Raw genomic sequence first — 15,976 nt, forward strand, 5'->3', positions numbered from 1 at the left:
CCTTGGCGGCGCGCGCGGCCAGGTCGGCAGGGGTGGCGGGGCGCTTGGCCCCGGCGCCGGAGCGGCGGCGGTCGGAACGGGGAGACATCGGGTCTGCGGCCTTTTACACAGATTTTTCTTGGCGCGCGCGGCGGTTCACGGCAGTATAGATGCAATAAACATGGCGTCCAGCGCGCTCCTGTTGACGTAAGTCAACCGGTCGTGCGGAATCGCTCTTCACATTCTCATCCAGTCGGTCTATGCAGCGCACTTGTCAGGTCGTTACCCGTCCGGGTTGCGGCCTGATGATTCGTCCGAGACGGTGGGTGGCCTGCCAAGATGATGGGCCATAATTCCTGCCTGAGACGGGAAAAGACCAGATTTCTTCGGGTTGCTCTTTCCAGGCGCCCCGGGGCGAGATTGGACGGACCCGTTAGGACCCGAAAGCCGGGACCTGAGTGTGCCGGCGGAACTGAGCCGGAGGGTCTGACCCTCCCCAATTGGAGTGAAACTGTGGATAGAGCCCAGAAAGAGAAAGTGGTCGAGGAACTCGGCCAGATCTTCGAAAGCTCTGGCGTGGTTGTGGTTGCCCACTACACCGGCCTTACAGTTGCTGAGATGCAGGACCTGCGCGCGCAAGCACGCGAAGCGGGCGGGTCCGTGCGTGTTGCCAAGAACAGGCTCGCCAAGATCGCCCTGGAAGGAAAGCCCTGCGAAAGCATCGGTGACCTCCTCTCGGGCATGACCGTTCTGACCTATTCCGAGGATCCCGTGGCTGCGGCCAAGGTTGCCGAGGACTTCGCCAAGAAGAATGACAAATTCGTCATTCTGGGCGGTGCAATGGGTGAGAACGCTCTGGACCGTGCTGGTGTCACGGCCGTGTCGAACATGCCGTCGCGCGAGGAGCTTATCGCTTCGATCGTCGGCTGTATCGGCGCGCCTGCCGCCAACATCGCCGGGGCCATTGGCGCACCTGCTTCGAACATCGCGTCCATCTTGTCCACGATCGAGGACAAGGCGGCCGCCTGAGCACTGTAATGACCGGCGCATGGTTGACCGAACCGCGTTGGACCCCATCTATAGAAACGGAAAGAGCTGACAAATGGCTGATCTGAAGAAACTGGCAGAAGAGATCGTTGGTCTGACCCTGCTGGAAGCACAAGAACTGAAAACCATCCTCAAAGACGAATACGGCATCGAGCCCGCAGCTGGCGGCGCAGTGATGATGGCCGGCCCGGCCGGTGGCGACGCCGGTGGCGCAGCTGAGGAAGAAAAGACCGAATTCGACGTCGTTCTGAAAAACGCCGGCGCCTCCAAGATCAACGTGATCAAGGAAGTGCGCTCGATCACCGGCCTGGGCCTGAAAGAAGCCAAGGAACTGGTCGAAGCTGGCGGCAAGATCAAAGAAGGCGTTGGCAAAGACGAAGCGGAAGAGATCAAAGGCAAGCTGGAAGCAGCTGGCGCCGAGGTCGAACTCGCCTAAGTCCGGTGCAAGAACTGCTCCCGCCGATGCGCGGCGGGGTGCTGTCTTGCGCTTGAAAATTCTGGCTGGGCCCGGGGAATCCGGGTCCAGCCGAACACGTCTTAGAAAGGGCCCTTGTGACGGGGCGTTTTCTCAGGCGCGGTTCGCGGGATCGGGAAGGCAGCCAGTCGGGGCGGCTGCCATGGATTGATCCTAACCGCCCATCTCGAAGGGCCAGGATGCCAGTGCCCGGCGGCAGTCCTGACCGGTGAGAAACGTGAAAGGTGACACCTGACATGGCGCAATCCTTCCTTGGCCAGAAACGTCTTCGCAAATATTATGGCAAGATCCGTGAAGTACTGGAGATGCCGAACCTGATCGAGGTTCAGAAATCTTCCTACGATCTGTTCCTCAATTCCGGCGACCAGCCCGACCCGACTGACGGCGAAGGCATCATGGGCGTGTTCCAGTCGGTTTTCCCGATCAAGGATTTCAACGAAACCAGCGTGCTGGAATTCGTGAAATACGAGCTGGAAAAGCCGAAATACGACGTCGAGGAATGCCAGCAGCGCGATATGACCTATTCGGCGCCGCTGAAGGTGACGCTGCGTCTGATCGTGTTCGATGTCGACGAGGATACCGGGGCCAAGTCGGTGAAGGACATCAAGGAACAGGACGTGTTCATGGGCGACATGCCCCTGATGACGCCCAACGGCACCTTTATCGTCAACGGCACCGAACGCGTCATCGTGTCCCAGATGCACCGCTCCCCCGGCGTGTTCTTCGACCATGACAAGGGCAAGACCCATTCCTCGGGCAAGCTGCTGTTTGCCTGCCGGATCATTCCCTATCGCGGGTCCTGGCTGGACTTCGAATTCGATGCCAAGGATATCGTCTTTGCCCGCATCGACCGCCGCCGCAAGCTGCCGGTGACCACGCTGCTCTATGCGCTGGGGCTGGATCAGGAAAGCATCATGGATGCTTACTATGAGACGCTCAGCTACAGCTATCAGAAGGGCAAGGGCTGGGTCACCAAGTTCTTCCCCGAGCGCGTGCGCGGCACCCGCCCGCCGTTCGACCTGGTCGATGCCGATACCGGCGAGGTGATCGCCGAGGCCGGCAAGAAGATCACCCCGCGCGCAGTCAAGAAACTGATCGACGAAGGCAAGGTGACCGACCTGCTGGTGCCGTTCGACCACATCAACGGCAAGTTCGTGGCGAAGGACATTATCAACGAGGAAACCGGCGCGATCTATGTCGAGGCCGGTGACGAACTGACGCTGGAATACGACAAGGACGGCGATCTTGTCGGCGGCACCGCCAAAGAACTGCTGGATGCCGGTGTCACCGAGATCCCGGTGCTGGACATCGACAACGTCAATGTCGGCCCCTACATGCGCAACACCATGGCGACCGACAAGAACATGAACCGGGAAACCGCGCTCATGGACATCTACCGCGTCATGCGTCCGGGCGAGCCGCCCACGGTCGAGGCCGCCTCGGCGCTGTTCGACACCCTGTTCTTCGACAGCGAGCGCTATGACCTCTCTGCCGTGGGCCGGGTCAAGATGAACATGCGCCTGGCGCTGGACGCCGCGGATTCGCAGCGCACCCTGCGCCGCGAGGACATTGTCGCCTGTATCAAGGCGCTGGTCGAGCTGCGCGACGGCAAGGGCGAGATCGACGATATCGACCACCTCGGCAACCGCCGGGTGCGCTCGGTTGGCGAGCTGATGGAAAACCAGTACCGCGTCGGCCTGCTGCGGATGGAGCGCGCGATCAAAGAGCGCATGTCCAGCGTCGAGATCGACACGGTGATGCCGCAGGATCTGATCAACGCCAAGCCGGCGGCCGCCGCGGTGCGCGAATTCTTCGGTTCGTCGCAGCTGTCGCAGTTCATGGACCAGACCAACCCGCTGTCGGAAGTCACCCACAAGCGCCGCCTCTCGGCGCTCGGGCCTGGTGGTCTGACTCGCGAACGCGCCGGGTTCGAGGTGCGCGACGTGCACCCGACCCATTATGGCCGGATGTGCCCGATCGAAACGCCGGAAGGCCCGAACATCGGCCTGATCAACTCGCTGGCAACCTTCGCCCGGGTGAACAAATACGGCTTTATCGAAACGCCCTATCGCGTGGTGAAAGACGCGCAGGTGACGGATGAAGTGCATTACATGTCCGCCACCGAGGAAATGCGCCACACCGTGGCCCAGGCCAACGCGACGCTGGATGGCAACGGACATTTCATCAACGAGATGGTGAACACCCGCCAGGCCGGTGACTATACGCTGGCACCGCGCGAAAGCGTCGATCTGATCGACGTGTCGCCGAAACAGCTGGTTTCGGTTGCCGCCTCGCTGATCCCGTTCCTGGAAAACGACGACGCCAACCGCGCGCTGATGGGCTCGAACATGCAACGCCAGGCGGTGCCGCTGCTGCGCGCCGAGGCGCCGCTGGTCGGCACCGGCATCGAAGAGGTCGTGGCCCGCGATTCCGGCGCCGCCATCATGGCGCGCCGCGCCGGGGTGATCGACCAGGTCGATGCGCAGCGGATCGTGGTGCGCGCCACCGAGGATCTGGAAGTGGGCGATCCGGGCGTCGACATCTACCGGATGCGCAAGTTCCAGCGTTCGAACCAGAACACCTGTATCAACCAGCGTCCGCTGGTGAAGGTGGGGCAGACCGTCGCTAAGGGCGAGGTTGTCGCCGATGGTCCCTCGACCGATCTGGGTGAACTGGCGTTGGGCAAGAACGTGGTCGTCGCCTTCATGCCCTGGAACGGCTATAACTACGAGGACTCGATCCTGATCTCGGAACGCATCGCCCGCGATGACGTGTTCACCTCGATCCATATCGAGGAATTCGAGGTCGCGGCCCGCGACACCAAGCTGGGGCCCGAAGAGATCACTCGCGACATCCCCAATGTCGGCGAGGAAGCCCTGCGCAACCTCGACGAGGCCGGCATCGTCTATATCGGCGCCGATGTGGAGCCGGGCGATATCCTGGTCGGCAAGATCACCCCGAAAGGCGAAAGCCCGATGACGCCGGAGGAAAAACTCCTGCGCGCCATCTTCGGGGAAAAGGCCAGCGACGTGCGCGACACCTCGCTGCGGGTCAAGCCGGGCGATTACGGCACCGTCGTCGAGGTGCGCGTCTTTAACCGCCACGGGGTGGAGAAGGACGAGCGCGCGCTGCAGATCGAGCGCGAGGAAGTCGAACGTCTGGCGCGGGACCGCGACGACGAATTGGCGATCCTCGACCGCAACATCTATGCCCGCCTGAAAACCCTGATCCTCGGCAAGACCGCGGTGAAAGGGCCCAAGGGCGTGCGCGCCGGCTCCGAGATCACCGAGGATCTGCTGGAAACGCTGTCGCGCGGCCAGTGGTGGCAACTCGCGCTTGGCGAAGAGGCCGATGCCCAGATCGTCGAGGCCCTGAACGAGCAGTACGAGGCACAGAAACGCGCGCTCGACGCCCGCTTCGAGGACAAGGTTGAAAAGGTCCGCCGTGGCGACGACCTGCCGCCGGGCGTGATGAAGATGGTCAAGGTCTTCGTCGCGGTGAAGCGCAAGCTGCAGCCGGGCGACAAGATGGCCGGCCGTCACGGCAACAAGGGTGTGGTCAGCCGCGTGGTCCCGATGGAGGACATGCCGTTCCTCGCCGACGGGACTCCGGTGGATATCTGCCTCAACCCGCTGGGCGTGCCGTCGCGGATGAACGTGGGCCAGATCCTCGAAACCCATATGGGCTGGGCCGCACGCGGCCTGGGGCTGAAGATCGACGATGCGCTGGGTGATTACCGCCGCTCGGGCGACCTGACCCCGGTGCGCGACGCGATGCGCCACGCCTATGGCGAGGATGTCTATGACGAGGGCATCTCGTCGATGGAAGAGTCCGACCTAGTCGAGGCGGCCGAAAACGTCGCCCGCGGCGTGCCGATTGCCACGCCGGTCTTCGACGGCGCCAAGGAGGCCGATGTCAACGACGCGCTGGCGCGCGCCGGCTTCGACACGTCGGGGCAGTCGGTCCTCTATGACGGCCGCACCGGCGAGCAGTTCGCCCGCCCGGTGACCGTGGGCATCAAGTACCTGCTGAAGCTGCACCACCTGGTGGACGACAAGATCCACGCGCGGTCCACAGGCCCCTACTCGCTGGTCACCCAGCAGCCGCTGGGCGGCAAGGCGCAGTTCGGCGGTCAGCGGTTCGGGGAAATGGAGGTCTGGGCGCTGGAAGCCTATGGCGCCGCCTATACCCTGCAGGAGATGCTGACGGTGAAGTCGGACGACGTGGCCGGCCGTACCAAGGTCTACGAGAGCATCGTCAAGGGCGAGGACAATTTCGAAGCCGGGGTGCCGGAATCGTTCAACGTGCTCGTCAAAGAGGTCCGGGGTCTGGGCCTCAACATGGAACTCCTGGATGCGGAGGAGGAATAGAGGGGCGGCAAAAGTTTCCTAGAAACTTTTGCCAAATCTTTCGTGGAAAGATTTGGCCCCCTTCCACCGCCTTCCGCCAGACTTCAAGGATTTGAAAATGAACCAGGAACTGACAAACAACCCGTTCAACCCGCTGACCCCGCCGAAAGTCTTCGACGAGATCAAGGTCTCGCTGGCCAGCCCCGAGCGGATCCTGTCGTGGTCCTACGGCGAGATCAAGAAGCCCGAGACCATCAACTACCGGACCTTCAAGCCCGAGCGTGACGGGCTGTTCTGCGCCCGTATCTTCGGGCCGATCAAGGATTACGAATGCCTGTGCGGCAAATACAAGCGCATGAAGTATCGCGGCGTCGTCTGCGAGAAATGCGGCGTCGAGGTGACGCTGCAGAAGGTGCGCCGCGAACGCATGGGCCATATCGAACTGGCCGCGCCGGTTGCCCATATCTGGTTCCTGAAATCGCTGCCCTCCCGCATCGGCCTGATGCTGGACATGACGCTGCGCGATCTTGAGCGGGTGCTCTATTTCGAGAATTACGTGGTGATCGAACCCGGCCTGACCGACCTCACCTACGGTCAGATGATGTCCGAGGAAGAGTTCATGGACGCGCAGGACGCCTTTGGCGCCGACGCGTTCGAGGCCGATATCGGCGCCGAGGCGATCCGCAAGATGCTGGCCAATATCGACCTGGAGGCCGAGGCCGAACAGCTGCGCGCCGACCTGGCCGAAGCCACCGGCGAGCTGAAGCCGAAGAAAATCATCAAGCGGCTGAAAGTGGTCGAGAGCTTCCTTGAATCCGGCAACCGCCCGGAATGGATGGTGATGACCGTGATCCCGGTGATCCCGCCGGAACTGCGGCCGCTGGTGCCGCTGGATGGCGGCCGCTTTGCCACCTCGGACCTGAACGACCTCTACCGCCGGGTGATCAACCGGAACAACCGCCTGAAGCGGCTGATCGAGCTGCGCGCGCCCGATATCATCGTGCGCAACGAAAAGCGGATGCTGCAGGAATCGGTCGATGCGCTGTTCGACAACGGCCGCCGCGGCCGGGTGATCACCGGCGCCAACAAGCGGCCGCTGAAATCGCTGTCTGACATGCTGAAAGGCAAGCAGGGCCGGTTCCGCCAGAACCTGCTGGGCAAGCGGGTCGACTTCTCGGGCCGTTCGGTGATCGTGACCGGACCGGAACTGAAGCTGCACCAGTGCGGCTTGCCCAAGAAGATGGCGCTGGAGCTGTTCAAGCCGTTCATCTATTCGCGGCTGGAGGCCAAGGGCCTGTCCAGCACCGTGAAGCAGGCGAAGAAGCTGGTCGAGAAAGAGCGCCCCGAGGTCTGGGACATCCTCGACGAGGTGATCCGCGAACATCCGGTGATGCTGAACCGCGCACCGACGCTGCACCGCCTGGGCATCCAGGCGTTCGAACCCACGCTGATCGAGGGCAAGGCGATCCAGCTGCACCCGCTGGTCTGCTCGGCCTTCAACGCCGATTTCGACGGCGACCAGATGGCCGTGCACGTGCCGCTGAGCCTGGAGGCCCAGCTGGAAGCCCGCGTGCTGATGATGTCGACCAACAACGTGCTGTCGCCGGCCAATGGCGCGCCGATCATCGTGCCGTCGCAGGACATGATCCTGGGCCTTTATTATGTCACGTTGCAGCGCGAGGGCATGAAGGGCGAAGGCATGGTCTTCGGCTCGATCGAAGAGGTGCAGCACGCGCTGAACGCCGGCGAGGTGCATCTGCACTCGAAGATCACCGCGCGGATCACCCAGATCGACGACGAAGGCAACGAGATCGCCAAGCGCTATGAAACCACGCCGGGCCGGGTGCGGCTGGGCGCGCTGCTGCCGCTGAATGCCAAGGCGCCGTTCGACCTGGTCAACCGGCTGCTGCGCAAGAAGGAAGTGCAGCAGGTGATCGACACCGTCTACCGCTATTGCGGGCAGAAAGAGTCGGTGATCTTCTGCGACCAGATCATGTCGCTGGGCTTCAAAGAGGCTTTTGCCGCCGGGATTTCCTTCGGCAAGGACGACATGCTGATCCCCGAAGACAAGTGGCCGATCGTGGAGGACACCCGCGAGCAGGTGAAGGATTTCGAACAGCAATATATGGACGGCCTGATCACCCAGGGTGAGAAATACAACAAGGTTGTCGATGCCTGGTCGAAATGTAACGACCGCGTCACCGATGCGATGATGAACGCGATCTCGGCCGTGCAGCGGGACGAGAACGGCGCCGAGATGGAGCCGAACAGCGTTTACATGATGGCCCATTCCGGGGCGCGGGGCTCGGTCACGCAGATGAAGCAGCTGGGCGGGATGCGCGGCCTGATGGCGAAGCCGAACGGCGACATCATCGAGACGCCGATCATCTCGAACTTCAAGGAAGGTCTGACCGTGCTGGAGTATTTCAACTCCACCCACGGTGCCCGCAAGGGTCTGTCGGACACCGCCTTGAAAACCGCGAACTCGGGTTACCTGACCCGTCGCCTGGTCGACGTGGCGCAGGACTGCATCGTGCGCATGCTCGATTGCGGCACCGACAACGCGATCACCAGCGAAGCCGCCGTCAACGATGGCGAGGTCGTGGCGACCCTGGGCGAACGGATCCTCGGCCGCGTTGCCGCCGACGATATCCTGCGCCCCGGCTCGGACGAGGTGCTGGTGTCGCGCGGTCAGCTGATCGACGAGCGGATGGCCGATGCCATCGAGGAGGCCGGGGTGCAATCCGCGCGGATCCGCAGCCCGCTGACCTGCGAGGCCGAGGAAGGCGTCTGTGCGATGTGCTATGGCCGTGACCTGGCCCGCGGCACCATGGTGAATACCGGCGAAGCCGTCGGCATCATCGCGGCGCAGTCGATCGGTGAACCCGGCACCCAGCTGACGATGCGGACCTTCCACATCGGCGGCGTGGCGCAGGGTGGCCAGCAGTCCTTCCTGGAGGCCAGCCAGCCTGGCACCATCGCCTTCGAGAACGCCCAGATCCTGCAGAACGCCAACGGCGAAAGCCTGGTGATGGGCCGCAATATGAAGCTGATCATCCAGGACGAGGACGGTGGCGAACGGGCCAGCCACAAGGTTGGTTACGGCACCAAGCTGTTTGTTGCCGAGGGCGACAAGGTACAGCGCGGCCACAAGCTGTTCGAATGGGATCCCTATACCCTGCCGATCATTGCCGAAAAGTCGGGGACGGCGAAATTCGTCGACTTGGTGTCGGGGATCGCCGTGCGCGACGACACCGACGAGGCCACCGGCATGACCCAGAAGATCGTGGTGGATTGGCGGACCGCGCCCAAGGGCAACGAGCTGAAGCCGGAAATCATCCTGGTGGGTGAAGATGGCGAGCCGGTGCGCAATGAAAACGGCAACCCGGTGACCTATCCGATGTCGGTGGACGCGATCCTCAGCTGCGAAGACGGCCAGGAGATCAAGGCCGGCGACGTGGTGGCGCGGATCCCGCGCGAGGGCGCCAAGACCAAGGACATCACCGGTGGTCTGCCGCGGGTGGCCGAACTGTTCGAGGCACGCCGTCCGAAGGACCACGCCATCATCGCCGAGGTCGACGGCTACGTGCGCTATGGCCGCGACTACAAGAACAAGCGCCGGATCAGCATCGAACCGGCGGATGAGACGATGGAGCCCGTCGAATACATGGTGCCCAAGGGCAAGCACATTCCGGTTCAGGAAGGTGACTATGTCCAGAAGGGCGATTTCATCATGGACGGCAACCCGGCACCGCACGACATCCTGGCCATCATGGGGGTCGAGGCGCTGGCGGACTACATGATCAACGAGGTGCAAGAGGTCTATCGCCTGCAGGGCGTGAAGATCAACGACAAGCACATCGAGGTCATCGTGCGCCAGATGCTGCAGAAGTGGGAGATCTCGGATTCGGGCGACACCACGCTGCTGAAGGGCGAACATGTCGACAAGCAGGAGTTCGACGCCGCCAATGAAAAGGCGATCGCCAAGGGCGGCCGCGCGGCACAGGGCGAACCGATCCTGCTGGGCATCACCAAGGCGTCGCTGCAGACCCGCAGCTTCATCTCGGCGGCGTCCTTCCAGGAAACCACCCGCGTTCTCACCGAGGCTTCGGTGCAGGGCAAGAAAGACAAGCTGGTGGGCCTGAAGGAAAACGTCATCGTCGGCCGGCTGATCCCGGCCGGCACCGGCGGGGCGACGCAGCGGGTGCGCCGCATTGCGCAGGATCGCGACAACGTGGTGATCGAAGCCCGCCGCGACGAAGCCGAGGCCGCCGCCGCGCTGATGGCGCCGACCGAGGACGACATCATCGGTGGCGACGAGTTCGACACGCTGATGGTGGATACGCCGGAAAGCCGCGACTAAGCTTCGCGCCAAAAAGCTGACAGCCCCCGCGCCATTTGGCGCGGGGGTTTTTCTTTGTCCGGGCCGCTTTTCAATCGCCGCGAACCGGGGTTTTGTGGACGGATGCGCGAGGAGGCGATTCCGTGACAGATCGACTGAAAACCATCGGACTGGTCCGCTTTTCGGTGTTGACCTCGACCTATTATTCCGAGCGGTTTGACAGCCTTGATGCGCTGGCCGCGCACCTGTTCGCGCCAGAGCGGATGGAGCTGCGGTTTCGTCTGTTCGAGCGCCTCTGCCTGCGGTCGCTGGCCGCACAGACCGATCCGGATTTCACACTGATCATCGCCGCCTCCGAGGACATGCCCGAGCCCTATCTGCGCCGGCTGGACGCGCTGCTGGCGCCATATCCCCATATTGTCCTGCATCCGATGGGCACCGGAAAACATTACCAGATGCTGCGCGCGGCCTATAATGCCGTGCCGCTGGACGGGGCCGGTCACCGGCTGATGTTCCGGCTCGACGACGACGATGCGGTGGACCGGAATTTCATCCGCCGTACCAAGGCCTTGGCCGGCGGTCTTCTGAAGTTGCACGACACGCCGCCGCCGACGGTCATCGCCAATAACCGCGGCTTTTACGTCCGATTTGGCGACGATGGATCGCGCGAGGTCTTTGACACCTGCGAACGGGCGCCGCTGTCGGCCGGCGTGGCGCTGCTGGCCGCGGCCGATCACAACACCAACCCGTACCGCTATGTGCACCGCAAGTTCGCCCAGCACTACAATACCTATTCCGATATCACCGTGCCCGGATTCATCCGCACCATCCATGGCGACAACAAGTCGAACCCGACGACGATGGGCCTGACGCACAAACTGTCGTCCGACCAGATCGAGGCCGAGCTGCGCCAGCATTTCGACCTGGGGATCGACGATTTGAAGGCGCTTTGACCGATGACTGCGAACACCCGCGCCGCGCTGCTGATGATGCTGAGCATGGCAGCCTTCACCATCAACGACGCCTGCGTCAAGGTGATGGGCGACGCACTGCCGCTGTTCCAGATCATTACCCTGCGCGGCGCGCTGGCCTGCATCCTGATCTATATACTTGCCCGGTCGATGGGGGCGATCCACCTGCGGATGTCGGGCGGCGACTGGGCGCTGGTGGCACTGCGCTGCGTGGCCGAGGCGGCGGCCACTTATTTCTTTCTGACGGCGCTATTTCACCTGCCGTTGGCCAATGTCACCGCGGTGCTTCAGATGCTGCCGCTGACGGTGACGCTGGGGGCGTTTCTGCTGTTTGGTGAACAGGTCGGCTGGCGCCGGATGGCGGCGATCCTCTGCGGCTTTCTCGGCATGATCCTGATTGTGCGGCCGGGACCGGAGGGGTTCAGCCTCCACGCCATCTATGCCCTGGCGGCGATGGTATGCGTCACCGTGCGCGATCTGGCGACGCGGCGCATGTCGGCCAATGTGTCCTCGCTTACGGTGACGCTGATCGCCAGCCTGACGGTATTCGCCTTTGCCGCCATCGGCTCGCTGGGCGACGACTGGCAGCCGATCACCTGGCCGCTGGCCGGGCTGATCGCGCTGGCGGCGGTGTTGGTCATGGGCGGATACCTGTTCAGCATCCTGGTGATGCGGTCGGGCGAGGTGTCGTTCACCGCGCCGTTCCGTTATACCGGCCTGGTCTGGGCGCTGGGCCTGGGCTGGTTCGTTTTCGGAGACTGGCCCGATACGCTGACCCTGGCGGGGGCGGGTATCGTCGTGGCCTCGGGGCTGTTCACGCTTTATCGCGAACGTGCCGTCGTCGGCGAAGACGGTCTTGCCGCCGAGGCGACGCGCCATCCCTGACGGGCAGAGAATCCCGCAGACTCCGACAGTTGGCGGGGCAGGCGGGTCGGTAGGCCGTGTTTGGGTGATGACGCGGCGCAGCAAGTGCCGCGGGCTGTTGACAGGGCGCGCGACTCCCCCTATACGCCCGCTATCTCGGCCACCGGGGGTTCCCACGCGCCGATTTCAGTACTGAAGTGGTCACGATCCGGCCGGCAAGCGGCCCGATCCTCTGAATGCCCACCGCGTCGTTCCTGAGATGGGGACGAAGGCGGTTTTTGCGCTTTGCGGACGCGCATCGCGCGCGAGAATTATGAACCGCACGCGGTGGCGTGCATGACACATGTGTTGAGACGGGAAAGAGACCGGAATGCCAACGATCCAGCAGCTGATCCGCAAGCCGCGGCAGCCGAAAGTGAAACGCTCCAAGTCCATGCATCTGGAGCAGTGCCCCCAGAAGCGCGGCGTGTGCACCCGCGTCTATACGACAACGCCGAAGAAACCGAACTCGGCCATGCGGAAGGTTGCCAAGGTGCGCCTGACCAATGGCTACGAGGTGATCAGCTATATCCCCGGTGAAAGCCACAACCTGCAGGAACACTCGGTGGTCCTGATCCGCGGCGGCCGGGTAAAAGACCTTCCCGGTGTGCGCTATCACATCCTGCGCGGCGTGCTTGACACGCAGGGCGTCAAGGACCGTAAACAGCGCCGCTCGAAATATGGTGCGAAGCGCCCGAAATGATCCGTCCCCTCCTGATATCTGCGCAATCGCTGACTGCCGTGCCGGAACTGGCCGCGGCCGAGTCCTGTGGCGCGATTGCCTACGGCATCAAGTCGAACAAGTACGGCCGCTCGTGGAAATACGGCAGCCGCGCCGGGGCCGAAAAGGCCGCGATCGACTTCTGCAAGGCAGCCGGCGGGCGCAACTGTCAGGTGGGTGTGTGGCTTGAGGATTCCCGTGGGACCCTCGCCGCGTCGGAAATGTCCAAATCAATGAATCAAACCGGGGTGAGCTGGGGCTTCAGCTCGGCTGCTGCATCGCACGCGCGCGCAGTTGCCGAATGTGAGGCCCGCGACGGTGCGGGTACCTGCCGCGTCATTGCGTCCGTCTGCTCGAACGGCCAATAAACTAGGAGCTTACAATGTCTCGTCGTCACGCCGCAGAAAAACGCGAAGTGCTGCCCGACGCCAAATATGGCGATGTGGTTCTCACCAAATTCATGAACAACCTGATGACCGACGGCAAGAAGTCGGTTGCGGAAAAGATCGTCTATAACGCGCTGGACCGTGTCGAATCCAAGGTCAAGCGCGCGCCGGTGGAAGTGTTCCACGAGGCGCTGGACAACATCCAGCCTTCGGTCGAGGTGCGCTCGCGCCGGGTCGGTGGCGCAACCTATCAGGTGCCCGTCGAAGTGCGCCCCGAGCGCCGTCAGGCCCTGGCCATCCGCTGGCTGATCAACGCCTCGCGCGCCCGCAACGAAAACACCATGGAAGAACGCCTGGCAGGCGAACTGCTGGACGCCGTCCAGTCGCGCGGCTCGGCCGTGAAAAAGCGGGAAGACACCCACAAGATGGCCGAGGCCAACAAGGCCTTCTCGCATTACCGCTGGTAACTGACACTACTCTTTCGAGGAACCGCCCCAATGGCACGCGAATATCCGCTCCAACGCTACCGCAACTTCGGGATCATGGCGCACATCGATGCAGGCAAAACCACCTGCTCTGAGCGTATCCTGTTCTATACCGGCAAGTCGCACAACATCGGCGAGGTGCATGACGGCGCCGCGACGATGGACTGGATGGAGCAGGAACAAGAACGGGGCATCACCATCACCTCGGCCGCCACGACCACCTTCTGGCAGTGGCAGGAAGACCCGACGAAAGAAGGGACTTCGGACACCAAGTACCGGATGAACATCATCGACACGCCCGGCCACGTCGACTTCACCATCGAGGTCGAGCGTTCGCTGGCGGTGCTCGACGGTGCAATCTGTGTTCTCGATGCCAACGCGGGTGTCGAACCGCAGACTGAAACCGTGTGGCGCCAGGCTGACCGGTACAAGGTTCCGCGCATCGTCTTCGTCAACAAGATGGACAAGATCGGTGCCGATTTCTTCAACTGCGTCAACATGATCGCAGACCGCACCGGTGCCATCCCGGCCCCGATCCAGATTCCGATCGGCGCGGAAAATGCCCTGGAAGGCATGATCGACCTGATCACCATGGAAGAATGGGTGTGGAAGGGTGAAGACCTGGGCGCCTCCTGGGTGCGTCAGCCGATCCGTGACGAGCTGAAGGACGCCGCCGACGAATGGCGCGGCAAGCTGATCGAGAACGCCGTCGAAATGGACGACGACGCGATGATGGCTTACCTGGAAGGCGAAGAGCCCGACGTGCCGACCCTGCGCAAGCTGATCCGCAAGGGCACGCTGTCGCTGTCCTTCGTGCCGGTTCTGTGTGGTTCGGCCTTCAAGAACAAGGGTGTGCAGCCGCTGCTGAACGCCGTGGTCGACTTCCTGCCCAGCCCGTTGGACGTGGTCGATTACATGGGCTTCAAGCCGGGCGACGAGGAAGAAGTCCGCAACATCGCGCGCCGCGCCGATGACGGCATGCCGTTTGCCGGCCTGGCCTTCAAGATCATGAACGACCCCTTCGTCGGATCGCTGACCTTCACCCGGATCTACTCGGGGACGATGAAGAAGGGCGACTCGATCCTGAACTCGACCAAGGGCAAGAAAGAGCGCATCGGCCGGATGATGATGATGCACTCGAACAACCGCGAGGAAATCGAAGAGGCCTTCGCGGGCGACATCATCGCGCTGGCGGGTCTGAAGGACACCACCACCGGTGACACGCTGTGTTCGGACAAGGAACCGGTGGTTCTGGAAACCATGACCTTCCCCGATCCGGTGATCGAAATCGCCGTCGAGCCCAAGACCAAGGCCGACCAGGAGAAGATGAGCCAGGGCCTGCAGCGCCTGGCCGCAGAAGACCCCTCCTTCCGTGTCGAGACCGATATTGAATCGGGCCAGACCATCATGAAGGGCATGGGCGAACTTCACCTCGACATCCTGGTCGACCGCCTGAAGCGCGAATTCAAGGTCGAAGCCAATATCGGTGCGCCCCAGGTGGCCTATCGCGAGACCATCGGTCACGAGATCGAACATACCTACACCCACAAGAAACAGTCGGGTGGTTCGGGTCAGTTCGCCGAGGTCAAGCTGATCATCTCGCCGACAGAGCCGGGCGAAGGTTATTCCTTCGAATCCCGTATCGTCGGTGGTTCGGTGCCGAAGGAATATATCCCCGGCGTCGAAAAAGGCATCAAGTCGGTGATGGACAGCGGCCCGCTGGCCGGCTTCCCGGTGATCGACTTCAAGGTGGCGCTGATCGACGGTAAGTTCCATGACGTCGACTCCTCGGTCCTGGCCTTCGAGATCGCCTCGCGGATGTGCATGCGCGAAGGCATGAAGAAGGCCGGCGCCAAGCTGCTGGAACCGATCATGAAGGTCGAGGTGGTGACCCCGGAAGATTACACCGGCGGCATCATCGGCGACCTGACCAGCCGCCGCGGCCAGGTCACCGGGCAAGAGCAGCGTGGCAATGCCATCGCCATCAACGCGATGGTGCCGCTGGCCAATATGTTCGGCTATATCAACACGCTGCGGTCGATGTCTTCGGGCCGTGCCCAGTTCACCATGCAGTTCGATCACTACGATCCGGTGCCGCAGAACATCAGCGACGAGATCCAGGCGAAATACGCCTAACGCAGCAAAGCGCCCCGGGGCTCCCCCGGGGCCCGGAAACACGACGGAGAGGTCCCGGATCAGGTCCGGGAGGCGATCCGAAGAAATCAAAAGGGAACCAGAGAGATGGCAAAGGCAAAATTCGAACGGACGAAACCGCATGTGAACATCGGCACGATCGGGCATGTTGACCACGGGAAGAC

10 protein-coding genes are annotated in these 15,976 nt (G+C 62.6%); all 10 read left to right on the forward strand.

Translation table 11 applies throughout. The annotated features are described in order from the left end of the window. The first annotated feature begins 492 nt into the window (after window positions 1-492). Window positions 493-1,008 carry a 50S ribosomal protein L10 gene (gene rplJ, locus CVM52_RS17295; protein ID WP_100163712.1) on the forward strand — a complete coding sequence of 172 codons (516 nt, stop codon included), beginning with the start codon at window positions 493-495 and terminating at the stop codon, window positions 1,006-1,008. A gap of 73 nt (window positions 1,009-1,081) precedes the next feature. Further along, window positions 1,082-1,462: a 50S ribosomal protein L7/L12 gene (rplL, locus tag CVM52_RS17300; protein ID WP_100163713.1), complete on the forward strand. Its 381-nt coding sequence runs from the start codon at window positions 1,082-1,084 to the stop codon at window positions 1,460-1,462. 275 nt (window positions 1,463-1,737) lie between these two features. Next, the gene (gene rpoB, locus CVM52_RS17305) at window positions 1,738-5,871 is read left to right on the forward strand and encodes a DNA-directed RNA polymerase subunit beta (RefSeq protein WP_100163714.1); all 4,134 of its coding nucleotides are present in this window, start codon (window positions 1,738-1,740) and stop codon (window positions 5,869-5,871) included. Window positions 5,872-5,968: 97 nt separating this feature from the next. Then, window positions 5,969-10,213, forward strand: a complete 4,245-nt coding sequence (gene rpoC, locus CVM52_RS17310) for a DNA-directed RNA polymerase subunit beta' (RefSeq protein ID WP_100163720.1) — start codon at window positions 5,969-5,971, stop codon at window positions 10,211-10,213. 122 nt (window positions 10,214-10,335) lie between these two features. Then, entirely contained in the window at window positions 10,336-11,145 is an 810-nt protein-coding gene (locus tag CVM52_RS17315; protein WP_100163715.1) for a glycosyltransferase, read from the forward strand. Window positions 11,146-11,148: 3 nt separating this feature from the next. Beyond that, window positions 11,149-12,048, forward strand: a complete 900-nt coding sequence (locus CVM52_RS17320; RefSeq protein ID WP_100163716.1) for a DMT family transporter — start codon at window positions 11,149-11,151, stop codon at window positions 12,046-12,048. 349 nt (window positions 12,049-12,397) lie between these two features. Then, window positions 12,398-12,769 (forward strand): 30S ribosomal protein S12, encoded by a 372-nt coding sequence (rpsL, locus tag CVM52_RS17325; protein WP_005980675.1) that lies wholly within the window; start codon window positions 12,398-12,400, stop codon window positions 12,767-12,769. Then, window positions 12,766-13,155, forward strand: coding sequence for a DUF4189 domain-containing protein (locus tag CVM52_RS17330; RefSeq protein ID WP_100163717.1), 390 nt, complete (start codon window positions 12,766-12,768; stop codon window positions 13,153-13,155). Before rpsL ends, CVM52_RS17330 begins: the two co-directional genes overlap by 4 nt. A 14-nt stretch (window positions 13,156-13,169) precedes the next feature. Continuing rightward, on the forward strand, window positions 13,170-13,640 hold the full coding sequence (gene rpsG / locus CVM52_RS17335; RefSeq protein WP_100163718.1) for a 30S ribosomal protein S7: 471 nt from the start codon (window positions 13,170-13,172) through the stop codon (window positions 13,638-13,640). Between the two features lie 30 nt (window positions 13,641-13,670). Further along, on the forward strand, window positions 13,671-15,794 hold the full coding sequence (fusA, locus tag CVM52_RS17340; RefSeq protein ID WP_100163719.1) for an elongation factor G: 2,124 nt from the start codon (window positions 13,671-13,673) through the stop codon (window positions 15,792-15,794). Window positions 15,795-15,976: the final 182 nt, after the last annotated feature.

The sequence above is a fragment of the Pseudooceanicola lipolyticus genome (assembly GCF_002786325.1).
GTDB lineage: Bacteria > Pseudomonadota > Alphaproteobacteria > Rhodobacterales > Rhodobacteraceae > Pseudooceanicola_C > Pseudooceanicola_C lipolyticus.